General features: G+C 28.5%; 14 protein-coding genes. 3 read left to right on the top strand and 11 right to left on the bottom strand.

The features are described 5' to 3' along the window. Nucleotides 1-49 precede the first annotated feature (49 nt). The 3 genes from MHL31_RS01630 to MHL31_RS01620 are packed head-to-tail and all read left to right on the top strand — an operon-like array spanning nucleotide 50 to nucleotide 3,330. Nucleotides 50-1,021 (top strand): YheT family hydrolase, encoded by a 972-nt coding sequence (locus MHL31_RS01630; RefSeq protein ID WP_240227337.1) that lies wholly within the window; start codon nucleotides 50-52, stop codon nucleotides 1,019-1,021. A 51-nt stretch (nucleotides 1,022-1,072) separates the two neighbouring features. Next, complete coding sequence (locus MHL31_RS01625; RefSeq protein WP_240227336.1) at nucleotides 1,073-2,137, top strand: PorV/PorQ family protein; 1,065 nt, start codon at nucleotides 1,073-1,075, stop codon at nucleotides 2,135-2,137. A gap of 2 nt (nucleotides 2,138-2,139) precedes the next feature. Further along, nucleotides 2,140-3,330 (top strand): DUF4105 domain-containing protein, encoded by a 1,191-nt coding sequence (locus MHL31_RS01620; RefSeq protein WP_240227335.1) that lies wholly within the window; start codon nucleotides 2,140-2,142, stop codon nucleotides 3,328-3,330. A 28-nt stretch (nucleotides 3,331-3,358) separates the two neighbouring features. On the opposite strand, the gene MHL31_RS01615 is transcribed toward MHL31_RS01620, so the two are convergent. From MHL31_RS01615 to recG, 11 genes are all read right to left on the bottom strand, one after another. Further along, entirely contained in the window at nucleotides 3,359-3,769 is a 411-nt protein-coding gene (locus MHL31_RS01615; protein ID WP_240227334.1) for a DoxX family protein, read from the bottom strand. Nucleotides 3,770-3,782: 13 nt separating this feature from the next. After that, entirely contained in the window at nucleotides 3,783-4,520 is a 738-nt protein-coding gene (locus tag MHL31_RS01610; RefSeq protein WP_240227333.1) for an SDR family oxidoreductase, read from the bottom strand. Beyond that, nucleotides 4,513-4,896 (bottom strand): hypothetical protein, encoded by a 384-nt coding sequence (locus MHL31_RS01605; RefSeq protein ID WP_240227332.1) that lies wholly within the window; start codon nucleotides 4,894-4,896, stop codon nucleotides 4,513-4,515. Before MHL31_RS01605 ends, MHL31_RS01610 begins: the two co-directional genes overlap by 8 nt. A gap of 1 nt (nucleotide 4,897) precedes the next feature. After that, nucleotides 4,898-5,695 (bottom strand): haloacid dehalogenase type II, encoded by a 798-nt coding sequence (locus tag MHL31_RS01600; protein ID WP_240227331.1) that lies wholly within the window; start codon nucleotides 5,693-5,695, stop codon nucleotides 4,898-4,900. A 54-nt stretch (nucleotides 5,696-5,749) separates the two neighbouring features. After that, the gene (locus MHL31_RS01595) at nucleotides 5,750-6,352 is read right to left on the bottom strand and encodes a TetR/AcrR family transcriptional regulator (RefSeq protein ID WP_240227330.1); all 603 of its coding nucleotides are present in this window, start codon (nucleotides 6,350-6,352) and stop codon (nucleotides 5,750-5,752) included. A 67-nt stretch (nucleotides 6,353-6,419) separates the two neighbouring features. Continuing rightward, on the bottom strand, nucleotides 6,420-7,613 hold the full coding sequence (locus MHL31_RS01590) for a hypothetical protein (RefSeq protein WP_240227329.1): 1,194 nt from the start codon (nucleotides 7,611-7,613) through the stop codon (nucleotides 6,420-6,422). A 356-nt stretch (nucleotides 7,614-7,969) separates the two neighbouring features. Then, nucleotides 7,970-11,122 carry a glycoside hydrolase family 2 TIM barrel-domain containing protein gene (locus MHL31_RS01585; protein WP_240227328.1) on the bottom strand — a complete coding sequence of 1,051 codons (3,153 nt, stop codon included), beginning with the start codon at nucleotides 11,120-11,122 and terminating at the stop codon, nucleotides 7,970-7,972. 286 nt (nucleotides 11,123-11,408) lie between these two features. Then, on the bottom strand, nucleotides 11,409-13,547 hold the full coding sequence (locus tag MHL31_RS01580) for a GDSL-type esterase/lipase family protein (RefSeq protein WP_240227327.1): 2,139 nt from the start codon (nucleotides 13,545-13,547) through the stop codon (nucleotides 11,409-11,411). Nucleotides 13,548-13,593: 46 nt separating this feature from the next. Continuing rightward, a complete protein-coding gene (locus MHL31_RS01575) occupies nucleotides 13,594-15,372 on the bottom strand; it encodes an ABC transporter ATP-binding protein (RefSeq protein WP_240228825.1) in 1,779 nt (592 codons plus the stop codon). A 148-nt stretch (nucleotides 15,373-15,520) separates the two neighbouring features. Continuing rightward, entirely contained in the window at nucleotides 15,521-17,947 is a 2,427-nt protein-coding gene (gene pheT, locus MHL31_RS01570; RefSeq protein WP_240227326.1) for a phenylalanine--tRNA ligase subunit beta, read from the bottom strand. Between the two features lie 95 nt (nucleotides 17,948-18,042). Next, the gene (recG, locus tag MHL31_RS01565) at nucleotides 18,043-20,148 is read right to left on the bottom strand and encodes an ATP-dependent DNA helicase RecG (RefSeq protein WP_240227325.1); all 2,106 of its coding nucleotides are present in this window, start codon (nucleotides 20,146-20,148) and stop codon (nucleotides 18,043-18,045) included. Nucleotides 20,149-20,228 lie beyond the last annotated feature (80 nt).

The raw sequence follows: 20,228 nt of genomic DNA, 5'->3' as shown, positions 1-20,228 counted from the left end.
TTGTTTTCAGTAAATTAAAGTATCATTATTTTTTAATATTTTAGTATATATGCCCATAATAGAATCTAATTATAAACCTTCACTTCTTTTTAAAAATGTACATTTAAATACCGTTTATAAAACATTATTTTATTCAAAAAAAAACACTTATAAAAGAGAACGAATTACAACTAAAGACAACGATTTTTTAGATTTAGATTTTTCTATAAATAATTCTAATACATTGGTAATTGCTCTTCACGGACTAGAAGGAAGCTCTAAATCAAAATATATAATATCCGTTGTTAATTACTTAAATAATAACAATATAGATTGTGTTGCTGTTAATTTTAGAGGGTGTAGTGGTGAAGATAACAACAATATTTACTCTTATAATAGTGGGCAAACAGAAGATATAACAACTATAATTAATTATATTCTAACCAACTGTAATTACAAAAACATAGTGCTTTTAGGTTATAGTATGGGTGGAAATATTACGCTTAAATATTTAGGTGAAACCGCAAAAATTCCACCTCAAATTAAAGGTGGTATTGCAATTTCTACACCGTGTGACTTAGAAGGTTCTTCTATTGCTTTGTCCAGTTGGTACAATACTGTATACATAAAAAGGTTTATGAGAAGTTTAAAAAAGAAGACCTTACTAAAACTAGAAAAATTTCCAGATTGTAAAATAGATAAAAATGCAATTGCTAAAGCCAAAACGTTTACTGATTTTGACAATGCCGTTACCGCACCACTTTTTGGCTATAAAAATGCACAAGATTACTGGAGACAATGCAGTTCTAAACAGTTTTTAAAAGAAATAAAACTACCAACGTTAATTATAAATGCTTTAGACGACACTTTCCTATCTAAAAGTTGTTATCCCTTTGATGAAGCCAAAACTAATAATAACTTATTTTTAGAAACTCCTAAATATGGTGGACACGTTGGTTTTAATTCTTCTAAATATGGAAAAGATTTACTGTGGAGCGAAAACAGAATTTTAAACTATATTAATCATATTATTTCTAAATAATTTACATTTACTTATAAAGTTTTTTTACTTTCGTTTTAAATATATAACAACTTGAAAAAATATCTACTACTCTTTTTATTTTCTACACAACTAATTATGGCACAATCTGTCCGTAAATATTCCAATGAATTTTTAAATATTGGTGTAGATGCAGCCGCTTTTGGAATGAGTAAAGCTGTTGTTGCAACTAGTAACGACGTAAATTCTTCTTATTGGAATCCTGCGGGTTTAGTAGCTGTTAAAAATTATGAAGGTTCCATTATGCACGCTGAATATTTTGAAGGAATTGCAAAATACGATTATGCGGCTTTTGCAATGCCAATTGATGATAAAAGTGCTGTTGGTATTTCAATAATTAGATTTGGTGTAGATGATATTTTAAATACCACAGAACTTATTGATAGTGAAGGAAATATAGATTACAATAAAATTAGTTTGTTTTCTGCGGCAGATTATGCTTTAAATTTATCGTATGCAAGAAATTTAAATATTGAAGGATTAAATGTTGGATTAAATACTAAAATTATAAGAAGAATTATTGGCGATTTTGCAACATCTTGGGGTTTTGGACTAGATGCTGCTCTTCAATATAAAAAAAACGATTGGAAATATGGAGTAATGTTAAGAGATATTACAACCACGTATAATTCTTGGAATATTGATGAGAAAGAGTTTGAAAAAATCCAAAATGCAATTCCAGATCAAAATCAAGAATTACCTGAAACCACTGAAATTACACTTCCAAAAGCGCAAATTGGTGTTGCACGAAAATTCAATATTTCAAAATATTTTAATTTGCTTTCCGAATTAGACCTTAATCTTCGTTTTACAAAAACAAACGATATTATTTCATCTGATGCTATAAGTATAGATCCTGCTCTAGGTTTTCAACTAGATTATACAGACTTGGTATATTTAAGAGCTGGAATTGGTAATATTCAAAAAGAATTACAATTCGATGAAAGTACAGAAACATCGGTACAACCTAATTTTGGCGTTGGTTTTAAATACAAAGGAATTCAAATAGATTATGCACTAACAAATATTGGTAGTGTTGGAGCAGCACTCTATTCAAATGTTTTTTCTATAAAAGTTGATTTTGAAAATTTTAGATAATTATGAATCCTAAACACTTCTTCTTTTTAATTGCAGTATTATTTTCAATTAATTTTCAGGGACAAACAAATCTTTCCGAAAAAGCAACAATAAGTGTTGTTACTTGCGGACCAGGTAGTGAATTATATGCTTCTTTCGGACATAGTGCTTTTAGAGTTTTTGACCCCATTAATAAAATTGATAAAATATATAATTACGGAACATTTAATTTTGATGCTCCTAACTTTTATTTAAATTTTGCTAAAGGAAAACTAACTTACCAGCTATCAACCACTAGATTTGGATATTTTTTACAAATTTATAATTATGAAAAAAGATGGGTTAAAACTCAAGAATTAAACTTAAATAAAGGGCAAACACAAGCAATTTATAACTTCTTAGAAAACAATGCTAAACCTGCTAACAAAGATTATCAATACGATTTCTTTTACAACAATTGCTCTACAAAAATAGAAGAAGTTATAAAAGGAATTTTAAAAGATAGCGTAACGTTTAACAACAACCATATTACCACACAAAAAACACATAGAGATTTAATTGCAGATTATACAAAAAATCAGAAATGGGGTAAATTTGGAATTGATTTAGCCTTGGGTTCTGTAATAGATAAGAAAGCAACAAAAGACGATTATAAATTTTTACCAGACTATATTTTTAGCGCTTTTGAACATGCTACAATTAACACCAAAAATGGAAAACAACCTTTGGTAAAAGAAACAAAAACTGTTTTAAATCCAAAACCTAACCAAGTTTTAAAACCTTTATCTTTTTTGACTACACCTTTATTTGTATTAAGCTGTGTCAGTTTATTAATTTTATTTTTAAGTTATAAAAATTTTAAAAACAACACAAGATCTAAATGGTTAGATTTTTCACTTTTCTTTATAACTGGAATTGTTGGAATTGCAGTGCTATTACTTTGGTTTGCTACCGACCACACGGCAACATATAAAAATCTTAATTTTTTATGGGCATTTGCTCCAAACTTAATAGTTGCATTTTATGCTATAAAATTAAAACTAACTAAATGGACACTTTATTATACATTACTATTAATAAGCTTAATTGCACTTGCTTTTATACTTTGGATTTATAAAATACAAGTATTTAATATTGCAATGCTTCCTTTATTAGTTGCTTTATTAGTACACTATTTATTTTTACTAAACTTTATTCATAAAAAAATAAAGTAGTCCTCTTATTATTTAGAAAATAAAGCAATTATTTATTTTTAATAAAATTATAAGATTGTAACCCTAATGCAATATAAGCTGAAATAAGCGCGATATGAATCATAGATTGCATCCAATCTCCTCTTGTAATATACACTGTAAAAAGGGCTACAATTAATATAAAAGCTGCATATAAACTAGCATAAAATGTTTTAAAATTTAATAGTATTAGTAGACCTGCTATCAATTCTGAAACAGCCAACCATATTGCTAAAGCATAAGTCCCAGATTCTCCTAAAAATCCAAACCCAATTCTTTGTAAAGAGTTAGCCATTTTTTCTAAGCCAACACCTCCAAAATATTCAACAACAAGTTTTTCTATTCCTCCCCACACAAAAAGAAAGCCCAAACCTAATCTTAATACTTTATTCCCTAATTTATCTAATTCACTTTTATTCATTCTATTTATTGTATTAAACTAATGCTCCATTTGCTCCAATTACTTGTCCAGAAATCCATTTAGAATCATCATTTGCTAAAAACAATACTACTTTTGCAATATCTATAGGTTTTGCCAATCTATTAAAAGCATTCATAGCACTTAACTTAGCAATTTGCTCTTCAGACTTGCCATTCATAAAAAGTTCGGTTTCAGTTGCACCAGGTGCAATAGCATTAACAGAAATACCTCTTCCTATCTCTTTAGCATAAACTCTTGTCATTTGTTCAACTGCAGCTTTTGTGGCTGAATAAATAGCATACGTAGGTAACATTAATTTTGTGGTACTTGAAGAAAAATTAATAATAATTCCATTATCAGCCAATTTACTATCTGCTTCTTGCAGTGTATTAAAAATACCTTTTACATTAACATTAAATTGTTTAGAAAAATCTTGTTGAGTACAATCTTTTAATTTTTTTGAAATCATAGTACCTGCATTATTAACCAAAACATCAATTCTACCAAAAGATTCTATTGATTTATCAAATAATTGTTTAACCTGATCTCTATCGCTAACATCAGCTTTTATAGCAATAGCTTCTCCTCCATTTTTTTGAATTTCATTAACTGTTTCATCAGCTTCTTTCTGACTATTAGAATGATTGACAATAATTTTTGCCCCATTTTTTGCTAAAAGAATAGCAACTTCTCTTCCAATTCCTTTAGAAGAACCCGTAACTAAAATTACTTTATTTTGTATATTACTCATTAGTTTGAAATGATTTTAATTTATAAATTGAAAATATAGATAGTACAATAGCGATTACAACTAATAGTAATACTGGTTGTGGTCTAACAAAAAATTCTATTAACAAGGCTGATAACATTGTTGCTAATAAAAAAAGGTATGCAATTTTACCGATTATTATTTTATTTTTAAGCATATAAGCTACAATTAAAAGAGCCATTGCTAATTCAGAAAAACCTGTAAATAGCCTAAAGAAATCGGCATTGATCCCCAAAACGCTTTCAAATTGAACAAAACCAGCAACACTTTGCGGTAACCCTAAAATTTTAGGGTAAGCAAAATATAAAAGCACTAGTACTGATATTATATTTATAGTTTGATGGATTATTTTTTTCATCTTATTCTAATGCAATTAACTTATCGGTTACTAATTTTAAATTAGATTCATTTATTTCTGGATTTGGAGCTAAAGGATATAATTGAGCTCCTGGTCTACTAATAAAAGCGCCTCTCCATCCTGCCCAAATTGCACCAGCAATATCCCAACCATGGGCTGCAACTAATAAACATTCACTTGGTTTAATTCCCATTTTTCTAGCTGCCCAATCATATGCATCTGCATGTGGTTTAAATTTCCCCATATCTTCAATACTTAAACGTTGATCAAAGTAATCAATTAATCCTGCATTTTTAAATTGAGTTTCAACTCCTTTATTTGAAGAATTTGTAAATGACACCAACTTATAACCTGCCTTTTTTAAGCTTTCTAAAGATGATTTCACCTCTGGATGTGCTGGTAAAGAACGTATTGGTGTAAGAATTGCTTCTCTAGCTTGTGCTTCTGTTAAGCTAATATTATTGTTAGCTGCTACCATTTGCAATGCGGCAGCACCAATAATACCAAAATCATTGTATTGTCTTCCAACAGTTGAAACCAACGAGTATTGTAACATAGTTGTAAACCAAAGCGGTAATAAATCATTTCTATTCCCTAGAACTTTACCTACACTTTCTTTCATAGCTGTTAAGTCTAATAAAGTTTCATTTACATCAAAAAACAAAACTTTTGGTCTTGTACTACTAATTTCTTTAGTGTTTTCAACTGTATTTGCTGCAATTCCAAATTGTGGTGTAGCTGCAATTCCTAATCCTAATAAGGTAGATTTTTTAATAAAATCTCTTCTTTCATTTCTCATATTATTTGTTATTTATAAAACATACCATTTAGTATGTTTTTAGTTAAAAAAAATTTAAACTTTTAGTTGTTTTAAGTAAAAAGAGAGACCCGATACAAAATCATCTAATACAGAATCGTTATCATATAGTTTTCTAATTCCTCTAATACCTTCAAAGGCACTTATTAAATAAATTGCCACAGCTTCACTGGAAATATTTTTTTTAATAGAATGTTCATACTTGCCTCTTTCTAATAATTGTACCAAAGCTTTTTTCCACAATTCAACAATATTTTTAAGTGCATTTTGATATGCAATTTCATCATTTCCAATTTCATTAATTAAATTGTTCATTGGACAACCATTCTCCTTGTCATAAAAGGAAAACTCTTTAAGACGTTTTATAAAAACATTTTCTATTAACTGGTAAGCATCACCTGGCTCTTTAAGCGGTAAAATCATACCATTTACAACACGCTTTTGAACTTTTAAGCTAATAATTTCAAGACCTAATTCTTTTTTACTTTTGTAATGATGGTAAAAAGCCCCCTTACTAAAAGTAGTTTCTTTCATTATTTTATCAATACTGGTAGTTTTAAAACCATGTTTGTAAAATAGATTAAAAGCCTTACTTAAAATTACTTGTTTTGTTATTTCAGATTTTAACTCCTGTTGCATAATGCAAACATAACTTAAACATACTAGGTAGTATGTTTAAGTTATGTTAAATATTTATAAAAAAAATTTAATAACTCATTAATGTATTAAATGTCGCATTTAATTTATGCATATTTAAGTTATCATCAAATGTATTTTTAACTACTAATAATTTTCCTTCAAGTTCTGAAATTTTGTTATCTATTCGAGTTGTATCTCCAATAATCTTACTTTTTTCTAAAACAACTTTAAGTGCAGTTTGATAAGTAGATAAAATTGAAATATATTCTTTGCTTAAAGATTCTATTTCATCTCTAATAAATTTAGCCTGATTTAAAGCGTAATTAGGATAAACTAAGGCATTATTTGCTAAATGTGCATTATGGTCTAATGGCTTAGTGTTTATTATTTTATCAACTCTTTGCTGAACAATGCTTTTGGTATAATATTTATTAATGAGCTGTGTTAATGATAAATTTTCATCTTCTTCTGAAATAGCATTTGGAATTAAAGTATTTGAACGTTCAGTAGTAAATTGTGTTAATAATAAAACCAATCCTTCTTTTCTAATATCTAAATTTCCTAAGTTTTGTTCAAATTCAATTTGAGCTTTTGCCAACCCTTCATAGTGTTCTAAATATACTTTTAACGAATTCTTTAAGTCTACAACATCGTCTATTGAAGTGTCTTTGCCATTAAGGGCATTCACCATTACTAAATCTACAACCGACTTAATTGAGCTTGCAACCGGAATAGCACTTGTAAGTGTTTGAGTAATTGGAGATTTTATAATATTATCAACAAATAATAAAAATTTTGAAGATTTTACTCCGTTAATTTTGTTCTTTCCCTTTATAATTTCTTTTTCTAAAATAGATGTAATTTCATCGGATAAAGAGAATCCTAAATCTGAATTATCTGGATTATTCAAGCTAGAAATTTGTGTTAAATAATCACTGGTAGCATCTAACTGTTTAATTGCATTTAAACTAGCATTTGAAGCAAATACAAATTCTGTAGTATTAATTATTTTTTTTCTTCGTTGATCTAGTTGTTTTTTTAATCCAAAAAGTTCAGCTTCTGTTAAATTTTGTATTTTTTGATTGTTAGACTCCATTAATTCTCCAAAATTTTCAACTTTAAGAGCAATTGTATCTAACTTTTCTTTTGTTTTTAATAAATCAAAATAATTTTTGTAAATAACATTTACGGAATCTTTTAAGGTTTGTCCATTTACAACCGATGATGAAACGATTATAATAATTGTTAGTATTTTTTTCATATTATAAATTATTGGTTAAAACTGCTATAGTTTTTTATTTATTTTTTTGATAAAATATTTACATAAAAAAGAGGAGAATTATAATGTATTATAGGTTTAAAACACTATTTCACATACAAATCTTCTCTTTTTAAGCTTTTACATAACAATTATAATACCAAGAATATAAAATCTTTAAAAAATATTCTTAGTTAGTATCTCAATACTTTCTAAAAGTAAAAATATGAAAAATTCTATAAAACTATAAGTATCAAAATTGATTAAGTATTTAAGTGAAATTTACAAAAAGCCAATTAAAATTGAATTTCAACTGGCTTAGAATTAAAGTTGCAATAAAACATTTTAGAATAAACTTTCTAATATCTTTTTTTACTAATATCAACTAAATTAGCTCCTTTTGAAAAAGGTCTTAAAATAAATTGATAGGTATAAACTCTTGGCTTAATTAAATATTGCGGTAGTGGTTTTGCTCCCCAACTATCGTTTCCTCCTACTCCCATCTGTTTATAATCAAGATTAAGTGTTACCAGATTGCGTTTTTTTATATCAATTGTATGTCTATCTTCATTTTTACCATAAGAATCAAAATCTTCAATAGTATAATTTTGTGCGTTTACACTAAGTAAAGATGAACCAATAGCCATTAAACCAACTCCATTTTTATTTTGTAATGCTACCCAACGAACATCTGTTTTATTACCATTTTCTTGTGGTCTAACATATGCAAAATATTGATCGGATACCGAACCTGTGTATAAGCCAACAGGAGCTCCAGTATTTCTATCTGAATAGTTTTCGTGCTCACCACGACCAAACCAAGTTATTTTTTCAAAATCAACAGGTAACGTCATTTTCATTCCAATTCTTGGAATTGCAGGAAGGTCGAATGTTCCGTTCTGAAATTTGTTATCTACAATTACATCTCCATTACCATAAATGGTATAAGTAGTTTCAAAATACGAATTTCTAGCATCTTTTAGTAAAGATCTTACTGTAACGTGTACTTGATTATCTGTTATTTGTTCAGCAATTATTTTCTTTAAAATACGATCTTTACCCGCATTACGCCAAAGTTTATTATCGTACTGCATATTAAACCCGTGATCGTTATCAACAGGCGCTCTCCAAAAATCAGGTTCAAGTCCTGTTCTTACCAATTCAGTTCCTTGAAATTTAAAGGAATTGATAGTTCCGTCATTTTTATTAAACTGAATGTTAAAATCATCTCCTTCAATAGTATAATTAGCAGTCTGATTTATAAGTTTAAGGTCTTTAATTTTTTTAATTTTAACTATTTCTGCAGGTTTATTCCAAGGCATTTTTAATTGTTCCCAAGCAAGTTCATATCCATCTGGTATAAAACGAGTTGCTCCTTTTTGCAAGAGGCTAACTTTTAAAAAATATTCTGTCCCTTCTTTTACAGAGATTTTAGGTATTTTTAAAGTTAGTTCTTTATTTTCTTGTGCAGGCACATTAATACCTCCCATATTTTCTTCTGCAATTACAACTCCATCTGCCATAATACTCCAATAGAGGTCAAACTTATTTAGATTTAAAAAATGGTATTTATTTTTTAATTGCACTTTCCCATTTTCTAAATCGATTGCTGATACATCTAAATATTGGTATACTTTTTTAACCTCCCAATAAGCTGGATGAACAGTTCTATCAGCATTAACAATACCGTTGATACAAAAATTATTATCACTACGCACATTTTCATCTCCAAATTCACCTCCATAAACCCAATATTCTTCTCCATTATCTGTTGTTTTTACTAAAGATTGATCTACCCAATCCCAAATAAAACCTCCTTGTAAATGTTTATACTCTTCTATAGCATCCCAATATTCTTTTAAATTCCCCGTACTATTTCCCATAGAATGTGAATATTCACACATAATTAAAGGTCTGTCTTGTATTTTAGATGCATATTCAACAATACTATCAATACTTGGGTACATTGGACAAACAATATCTGTATGTGGTTTTAATTCAGCTCTTTCATAATGTATAGGGCGTGATACATCTCTTTGTTTAATCCATTCTGAACAAGCTTCAAAATTAGATCCATCTCCTGCTTCATTTCCTAAAGACCAAATAATTATTGAAGGGTGATTTTTATCGCGTTCTACCATACGTATAATACGATCTAAATGTGCTGCTTTCCAATCTGGTTTATTTGCTAAGGTAAATTCTTCTGTATATCCCATACCATGAGATTCAAGATTTGCTTCATCTACCAAATACAATCCGTATTCATTACACAACTCGTACCAACGTTCCATTGTAGGATAATGACTTAAACGAACAGCATTTATATTTGCTTTTTTCATTAGTTCAATATCCTTTATCATCGATTCTTCGGAAATAATATGGCCTGTATATGGATCGTGTTCATGACGATTTACCCCTTTAATTAAAACAGGAACACCATTTACAAGTAACTGTCCGCCTTTAATTTCAACAGTTCTAAAGCCTATTTTACAGCTTACAGCTTCAAGTATAGTACCTTCTTCATCCTTTGTTGTAATTATAAGAGTATATAAATTTGGTGTTTCAGCTGTCCATTTTTTAGGATTACTTATGTTAGATTTAAGCTTTATTTTTTTAGTATTGTTTTTAATAAATGAAACCGTTTCTACCATTTTTGAAATAACAGTTGTTCCATCTAAAATTTCTGCTTCAACAACAATATTAGAAGCTTTGTTAGAATTATAGCGTTTTAAATTTATATCTAAACTAAAAATACCATTCTTATAATCTTTAGTTAGTTCAGGTTTTGCAAAATAATCTTCAATATGTAATTTAGGTTTAGCGTAAATAAAAACATCACGTTCTATACCGCTTAACCTCCAATAATCTTGATCTTCAAGATATGATCCATCGCTAAAACGATAAACTTCAACTGCAATAGTATTTTCTCCTTTTTTAATATAAGATGTAATATCAAATTCAGCTGGAAGCTTACTTCCTTGACTATAACCTACCTTTTTACCATTTACCCATAAATACATAGCAGACCTAACTGATCCAAAATGCACAATAACTTTATGATTGTCCCAAGTATTTGGAATATTAAAAGTACGACGGTAAGAACCTACCGGATTAAAATCGTGATCAACAAATGGTGGTGTTGGCACCAAAGGAAATCTTTTTACATAAATTGGAATTCCATATCCTTCTATTTCCCAGTTTGATGGTACATCTATTTCATCCCAATTACTAACATCAAAATTATTCTGATAAAAATCTACAGGTCTGTCCGCCGGTTTTTTTACCCAGTTAAACTTCCATTTTCCATTTAAAGATTGAAATCTAGATGAGTAACTACGATCATTTTTTAATGCAGCCTCTTTACTTGTAAAAGGAAACATTGTACTGTGAGGTGCTTCTTTATTTTGTTCAAAAAATTGAGGATTTTCCCAATCGACTTGTTTGCTTTGTGAAATCATACTAGTTCCACATAAAAACAGAGTTATTAGGGAGTAAAATAAATGTTTTTTCATGTGATTAAAATTAATTTATATTGATAAACTTGGACTTATATTTTGAATATTTACTTGCTAAATCTTATTTTAAACATAGTTTCTCAGTAAAATTAATTTACTATAAAAACCTATAACAAAGCATATTTGGTATTCTAAATGTTAAATATAAGTTTATTCTACTTAGATTTTATAAATTAATTGTATTATTTACATTTATTTTAGTCTAACACATAAAAAAAGTTTAATCTTAATAAAAATTAAACTTCTTTAGCTATTATAAATATGTAATCACTTATACAACAATTTATATAGTATCAATAAATGTTTGTAAAGCATTACCCCAAATTTGATAACCGATATCATTTGGATGGCAAAAATCCAGTGTTACTTTTTTGGTAAGAACACCTTTTTCTGTCAACATTTTAGAGCTAATATCTATTAATGATATATTATTCTTATCTGCAAATTTTTCAAGTATTTGATTGGTTTCATTTATCAAAATTCTTCGCGAATTATTCGGCATTTCCTCACGTGGCATTATTTGCGTTAAAACAATTTTTGCTCTCGGAGTTTTTGACCTAACACGTAAGCAAATTGCCTTAATACCTTCAACTATTTCTGAAGCAGTATTTATACGTGCATTTTTAGTATTACTAGTATTATTAGTGCCTATATGAATAATTACCAGTTTTGGATCAAGCCTATCTAGTTCTCCATTATCTAATCTCCATAATACATTTTGAGTTCTATCCCATCCAAAACCTAAATTTAAAACTTTATAATTACCAAAGGTTTTTTTCCACGAATTTAGTCCATTTGCTTTTCTAGAAGTACCATCTGCATTTTTAAATGGAGGAAAATTCCCTCCCCAAAAATGCGTAATAGAATTACCAATTAATACAATTTCAGGATTTAATGAATCTTTTAATTTAAGTACATCGTTATGTCTTTCCCACCAATTATAGCTATCTTCTTCTAATTTTGAAACTGGTATTATTGCAGTATTTAAAGGCTTTTTATCATCTTTAGATTCATCTTCCATTAATCTAGACAAAAGAGGTTCCATTGTTTGAGCCCATAATTCTGCTCCTTTAGCATTTGGATGCAACCAATCTGGCATTAATTCATTTTTAAGTGAACCATCAATGTTTAAAAATACGTGGTTAACATCACAATAAAAAATATGTTTATTATCAGCTAATTTAGAGGTAATATCTGAAGCACGTTCAAGTATTCTACGGTGAGATGTTGGATTTGGTCCTCCATAACAACCAGGGAAACTACGAAGTAATATAATTTTAGATTCTGGACATTTTTCTCTAAATATTTTAATTATCTTTTCAATTCCAACTGCCAATTGCGATGCTGTATGGCGTGTTGGATAATTCTTTTCATCAATATTATTAGTTCCTATTTCTAAAATAATAACCTTAGGAGATTGGTTTTCGAGTTCTCCATTTTGTATGTTCCAAATAATATTTTCGGTACGATATCCTGAATAACCCAAATTTATAGCATTTCGAGAACCAAAATACTTTTTCCAAATAGCTTGATATGCAGGTTTTTCAAAATTATTTGTAATAGAATTTCCTACAAAAAGTAAATCGTATTTTTTAGCTTTAATTAATTTAATTTTCTCAGCATGACGCTTTGGTGAATACCCTTCTACTGAAATTGCAGCAGGGTTCTCTTTTTCTTTTGAAAGAGTCATTTTTCCGTTATTGAAAGCCTTTAAAATATCAACTACATTTTTATTTGATAATGTCAAATTTTCGGTAGTTGCTATATCTTTAAAAAAAGCAACTCCATCATATCCAATCCATGTTTTTGTAAATTCACTAGCAGCGGTATATTCTTTATTATTGAGTTTTAAACTATTTGCAATACATAATAGCTTTGTTTTTGTAACTAATGGTGGATTAATTGCCGGAAAAACAGTTCCTTCAGTTACCTCATCAAAACCTACAGGGTTTATTAGAGTTAATGCATTTGGACGTGCTTCCTCATCTAACTTATATACTGCTAAAGCTGCTGATTTTGCACCTTCATAATTTCCAACTATACAGGTATAATCCGTATTTAAATTAAATTTTAAATCTGATTTAATAAAATGAAACGCCGTTATTACATCTTCTAATTTTAGATGTTGTCCTTTTAAAGTTGCCACAGAAAACCCCATCTGGTTATATACCTTAAAAATAGAATCGTTGTTTATTTTTGCTCCTGGAATAAACATAACTAGACCTTTAGCATCTTCAGCACGATTTATTTGCAAGTATGAAGTTTGTATTTTATTTACATTATTACTATCTACAATTTTGCCTTCAAGTGTTATTAAAAACTCTTTTTGTTGTTGGCAACTTACAATACTAATAGAAAAAATTACGATGAATAACAATTTAATTTGTGATCTAAAAGAATTGAATTTAGATGGTATTTGCATAATAAAATTTTTATTTAATTAAAATTCAAAAGGTATTTAAGCTAATTTAATCACTCATTGTATCAGTAATTTTATCTAAATTTAAACTATTTGCCATAGCATTAAAAATATTATAATAAGCACTTTCATTATGATATAAATCTTCATGAGAACCTTCTTCAATAACTTTCCCTTTTTCTAAAACAATAACATTTTCGGCATCTATAATTTGTGAAATACTGTGTGAAATAATAATTACAGTACGTCCTTTTTTAATAGAGTCTAAACTCTTTTTAATTTGTTCAGTAGCAATAGCATCTAAACTTGCTGTAGGTTCATCAAGAAAAATAATTGGTGGGTTTTTTAAAAACAATCGAGCAATTGAAACTCGCTGTTTTTGGCCACCAGAAAGCAGTGTAGCTTTAGAATTATAACCATCTGGTAATTCTATTATTTGTTCGTGAATATGAGCTTTTATTGCCGCTTCAACAACTTCCTCCTCTGTAGCGTCTTCTTTTCCGTATAAAATATTTTCTTTTATACTTCCATTAAAAATATGATTTTTCTGCAAAACCAACCCAATATTATTTCGCAACCAAACGGTATTGTATTCCTTTAAATCTACCCCATCTAAAAGAATACTTCCTGAGGTTGGTTCAAAAAATTTATCTAATAAATTAATTACTGTACTTTTTCCTGCACCGCTTAAACCAACCAAAGCATTGATTGTATTTGGTTTAATTAGCATTGATACATTAAACAATGCTTTTGTACCATTTGGATAGGCAAAATCTACATTTTTTAACTCAAATTTACCCGTTATTTTTTCAGGAATATAGGTACCACCAAATTCTGTATCATTAGCATCCATAATATCGAAAAATGCTTCAGAATAAATTAAGGCATCATTTACTTCATCGTAAATTCTATGCAATTCTCTAATGGGAGCAGAAACATTGTTAAATAATAATATATGAAACATAATAGCTCCAATGGTCATTGTTCCATTTAACACAAAATAGGAAGTTAAAATAATTATAATAACCACTCCAAACTGTTCAATAAATACTTTAACTCCATTAAATAAAAAACTTAATTGACGCGTTTTCATTTGATTTTCGGTCATATTAAATTGAATATCTTCGTGTTTTTTACTTTCTGAACTTTCTCTGGTAAACGATTTAATAACTGTTATAGAATTTATTAAGTCTATAATTCCATTATTTCTAGATTCTCTAAAACCACGCATTTTTCGCCTAAATCCTTTTAATTTATTGGCTTGTAAACTACTGATATAAAAAAATATTGGGATGATACCTAAGCTAACTAAACCCACATAAAAATTAGCTTGAAACATAAAAAACAATGCTATAATTGCATTTGAAAATAATGGAAGAATGTCTAAAAAGAAGTTTTTAACCAATTGAGTTAAACTAGAAATACCTAAATCTATTCTTGTTTGTAATTTTCCACTTTCATTCTCTGCAGAACTATAAAACGACATTTTATAGGTTAAGATTTTATCTACTACATTTTGAGCAAAATCACGAGAAATATATATTTTCATTTTTTCGCCATAAAAATTTTGTCCATATTTTATTATAGCGTAAACCAATTCTTTTGAAAGTAAAATAATACTAATTGTAACCAGAAGTGAAATACCGTCTTTAAACCCATTATTCGCTTCTGTTAACAAAGTAAGTTCATCAACAGCATAACGTAAAACTAAAGCATTTACTTGTGCTAAAAAAGAACCTATTAGCGTTAAAAATAACGTGGCAATTACTAGATATTTATAAGGTTTTACATAAGTTATTAATTTTTTAAAAAGTTGAAAAAGACTTATCTGCCGTTTTTGTTTTTTAATTTTATTTGCTCTCAATGGTATTAAATTTTAATCAAATGTATCTAAAAAAGTTATAAAAGTAAAACTAGAAAGAGCTCATTAAATTTTATTTTAATGAGCTCTTTCATATAATTATTTATTATATAATTTATCGCAATGTTGCACCAACATTTTTTTCAAATGTTTGTTGCAGCTTCTGCATTACTTTATCAATTTGTTTATCGGTTAAGGTTTTGTTTTCATCTTGAATTAAAAAACTAACAGCATACGATTTTTTTCCTTCTTCTAATTTATCACCTTCATAAACATCAAATAAATCTACTTCTTTTAATAGTTTTTTCTCTGCTTGAAAAGCTAAATTATAAATTTCATTAAATGTAACTTCTTTATCTAGTAATAAAGAAAAATCTCTTTTAACTGCTTGGAATTTTGACAATTCTGAAACATTGATAGAAGACTTACCTCCTACTTTTAATAAATTTGCCCAGTTAAAATCGGCGAATAAAACTTCTTGCTTAATTCCAAATTCTTTATTTATGGCACGTTTTACAACTCCTAAATCTACTAATTTAATTTTTCCTAAGCTTAATGTAACTCCTTCTGAAAATACATCGTTTTTTGTAGGAGTAATTTTCACTTTACTAATACCTAAACGTTGTAATATTGTAGTTACAATTCCTTTTAAATAAAAGAAATCTGATGGTTTTTGAACCACATTCCAACTTTCTTTTGTTCTATCTCCAGAAACAAATAAGGTTAAATGTTTTTGTTCAGAATAACCACTTTCAAATTTATGGTATGTTTTACCAAACTCAAAGAATTTTAATGAGCTATTCTTTCTATTTATATTGTAAATAACCGACTCTAAACCACTAAACAATAATGATTGACGCATAACACCTAAATCACTACTTAGTGGATTTAACATAGCTACATTATGATCATCATTTATCATTTCTGAAAATGTTCCATAACTTGCTTTTGTTAAAGAATTTGCCATAGTTTCGTTAAAACCTTGAGCTACTAACTGATTGGCTACAATATTTTCAATTTTTACCTCATCAAACTCCGAAAATGCAATTGATGTATTTAATTTATGTGAAAATTCTACATTATTATAACCGTAAACACGTAAAATTTCTTCAATTACATCGGCTTCTCTTGTAACATCAACTCTATAAGCAGGAATACTCAATCCAATTCCTCCATCTGTTACACTATTAAATTTAATATCTAAAGAAGCTAATATATTTTTAACTGTTTCTCTAGGTATTTTTGCACCGATTAAACGATCCATTTTTTCAAAGGATAGAAATACTTGATTTGCTTCAAATTTAGTAGGATAATAATCCATTACTTCAGAAGAAACTTTACCTCCAGCAACTTCTAAAATTAAATTTGCAGCTCTTTTAAGTGCATATTTAGTAATATTTGGGTCAATACCTCTTTCAAATCTAAAAGATGCATCGGTATTTAAAGCATGTCTTTTTGCTGTTTTCCTAACTGCAACAGGATTAAAATAGGCACTTTCTAAAAATATTGAAGTTGTATTTTCAGACACTCCAGAATTTAAACCACCAAACACACCTGCAATACACATTGGTTCTTCATTACCATTACAAATCATTAAATCTTCTTCGTGTAATTCACGTTCAACTTCATCTAATGTTGTAAATTTAGTACCTGCTGGCAATGTTTTTACAATTACTTTATTGCCTTTTACTTTTGCTGCGTCAAAAGCATGTAATGGTTGTCCTAATTCATGCAAAACATAATTTGTAACATCCACAATATTGTTTATTGGAGTTAAACCAATAGCTTTTAATCTATTTTTAATCCAATCTGGAGAATCTTTTACAGTAATATCTGAAATTGTTACACCTGTATATCTTGGTGCTTTTTCAACATCTTCAACAACTACATCAAAACGTAAACTTCTATCATCTACATGAAATTCTGTAACTGATGGTGAAATTAATTCTAAAGAAATATCTTGTTGAATTAAACCAGCTCTTAAATCTCTAGCAGTACCATAATGACTCATAGCATCTGCTCTATTTGGAGTTAATCCAATTTCAAAAACTTCATCTTTTTCTATATTAAAAACTTCAGCAGCTGGTGTTCCAACTTTTAAAGAATCATCTAATACCATAATTCCATCATGACTGCTTCCTAAGCCAAGTTCATCTTCGGCACAAATCATTCCAAAACTTTCTTCACCTCTAATTTTACCTTTCTTAATTTTAAAGCCAGCACCTTTATCATCATATAAAGTAGTGCCAATAGTTGCTACTGGTACAGTTTGCCCTGCTGCTACATTAGGTGCTCCACAAACAATTTGAACGGGAGCTTCTTGTCCTAAATCTACAGTAGTAATTTTTAATCTGTCTGCATTTGGATGCTGAACACAAGTTAAAACTTTACCTATTACAATTCCTTCTAAGCTTCCTTTTATGGATTCTACAGTTTCAATTCCTTCAACTTCAAGTCCTAAATCAGTTAACAATTCACCTGTTTTTTGAGCTTCCCAATCAACTTTTAAAAATTGTTTTAACCAATTGTATGATATTTTCATCTTTAGATTTTATTTTTAACAGGGTGCAAAGATAATTAATCCAATTTAAAACATAGAAATTAAACTAATTTTTTGCTTCTCTACACTAAATAATTTTAACTAATATTAGCCCAAATAGTACTGTTTTTACTAATTTGTTGATATGCAATTCTAATAGCGGCATTTTCTGGAGCTTTTAATGACGCATCTTTTGTTAACACATCAATTGCAATACTTCGTGCCATTTTTAACAAAGGAGCATCTTTTACAATATCTGCTATACGTAAATTTAAAACGCCACTTTGTTGGGTTCCCATTAAGTTTCCTGGTCCACGCAACTTTAAGTCTACTTCTGCTATTTTAAATCCATCACTAGTATCAACCATAGTATTTAAACGAATTTTAGCATCTGAAGAAAGTTTAAAACTCGTCATTAAAATACAGTAGCTTTGTTCAGCTCCACGTCCAACTCTACCTCTTAATTGATGTAATTGAGACAAGCCAAAACGTTCTGCACTTTCAATAACCATAACACTTGCATTTGGAATATTTACACCAACTTCTATTACAGTTGTTGCTACCATAATTTGAGTTTCACCACTTATAAAACGTTGCATTTCGTAGTCTTTATCAGCGGGTTTCATTTTCCCATGTACAATACTTATTTGGTAGTTTGGCAATGGAAATTCTCTAGAAATACTTTCATAACCATCCATTAAATCTTTGTAATCCATTGCTTCAGACTCATTAATTAACGGATAAACAATATATACTTGTCTGCCTTTAGCAATTTCTTCTTTTAAAAATTTAAAAACCGATAACCTATTAGAGTCGTATCTATGCGCTGTTTTTACCTCTTTTCTTCCAGGAGGTAATTCATCTATTACTGAAATATCTAAATCTCCATACACACTCATAGCTAATGTTCTAGGAATTGGAGTTGCTGTCATAACCAAAATATGTGGTGGTAAGGTGTTTTTTTGCCACATTTTAGAACGTTGTGCTACACCAAACCTATGTTGCTCATCTATTATTGCAATACCTAAGTTTTTAAATTTCACTTTATCTTCAATCAGTGCGTGTGTACCAATTAAAATATCTAATTCACCAGATAGTAACTCTTTATGAATTATTCTTCGTTCTTTAATTTTGGTAGAACCTGTTAATAATTTTACAGAAACATTTAAACCATTTAACATTTCTACAATTGAATTGTAGTGCTGCGTTGCTAAAATTTCAGTTGGCGCCATTAATGCAGCCTGAAAACCATTATCTAAAGCTATTAGTATTGTTAATAGTGCTACAATTGTTTTTCCTGAACCAACATCACCTTGTAATAAGCGATTCATTTGTGCATTAGAACCAAGATCTTTACGTATTTCTCTTAACACACGTTTTTGTGCATTTGTTAAATCAAAAGGTAAGTTATTTTTATAAAAATTATTAAAATTATCTCCAACTTCCGTAAAATTAAAACCTTTTATTTTTACTTTTCTTACTAGTTTTTTTCTAATTAATTGTAATTGAATAAAAAATAATTCTTCAAATTTTAACCTGTTTTGTGCTTTTGTAAGTAGTTCTTGATTTCTAGGAAAATGAATATTTAATAATGCTTCACTTTTTGAAATTAACTGTAAATTTTGCAATATAGGCTGTGAAAGTGTCTCACTAAATTTTCCATTTACCTCTTCAAATAAATTCTGAATCATTTTGGAAACAACTTTATTTGAAATCCCTTTATTTGTTAACTTTTCTGTAGATGGATAAATTGGTTGCATTGCACTTAGCAAATTTTTTTTATAATCTGCTAATAAATCCATTTCTGGATGTGGCATAGAAAACACTCCTTTAAAATAATTAGTCTTTCCAAAAATAACATAAGCTGTATTTATTTTTAGATTGTCTTTAATCCATTTAGCACCTCTAAACCAAACAAGTTCCATAGTACCTGTTTCATCTTTAAAAGTTGCAACTAACCTACTTCCTCGTTTTTGTTGTACTGTTCTAATGTTTGTAATTTTACCAACTACCTGAATTTCAGAAGAATTTTGTTGTAATTGATTTATTTTAAAAAACTGAGTTCTATCTATATACCTATTTGGAAAAAAATTAATTAAATCACCAAATGTAAAAATCCCTAACTCCGATTTTAACAAATCAGCTCTGCTAGGGCCAACACCTTTTAAATATGATATAGAAGTATTTAAGCTATAAATGGACATTCTTTTTGTAAAAAAGACGAAGATAATAATTCAAGTAGCAATTAACAATATCTTATCATCTAATTTCGTATATTTGCAGA

The sequence above is a fragment of the Lutibacter sp. A80 genome (genome assembly GCF_022429645.1).
Taxonomy (GTDB): Bacteria; Bacteroidota; Bacteroidia; order Flavobacteriales; family Flavobacteriaceae; genus Lutibacter.
The sequence above is the reverse complement of the archived record's forward strand: the minus strand, read 5'-3'. Positions and strand labels throughout refer to the sequence as shown.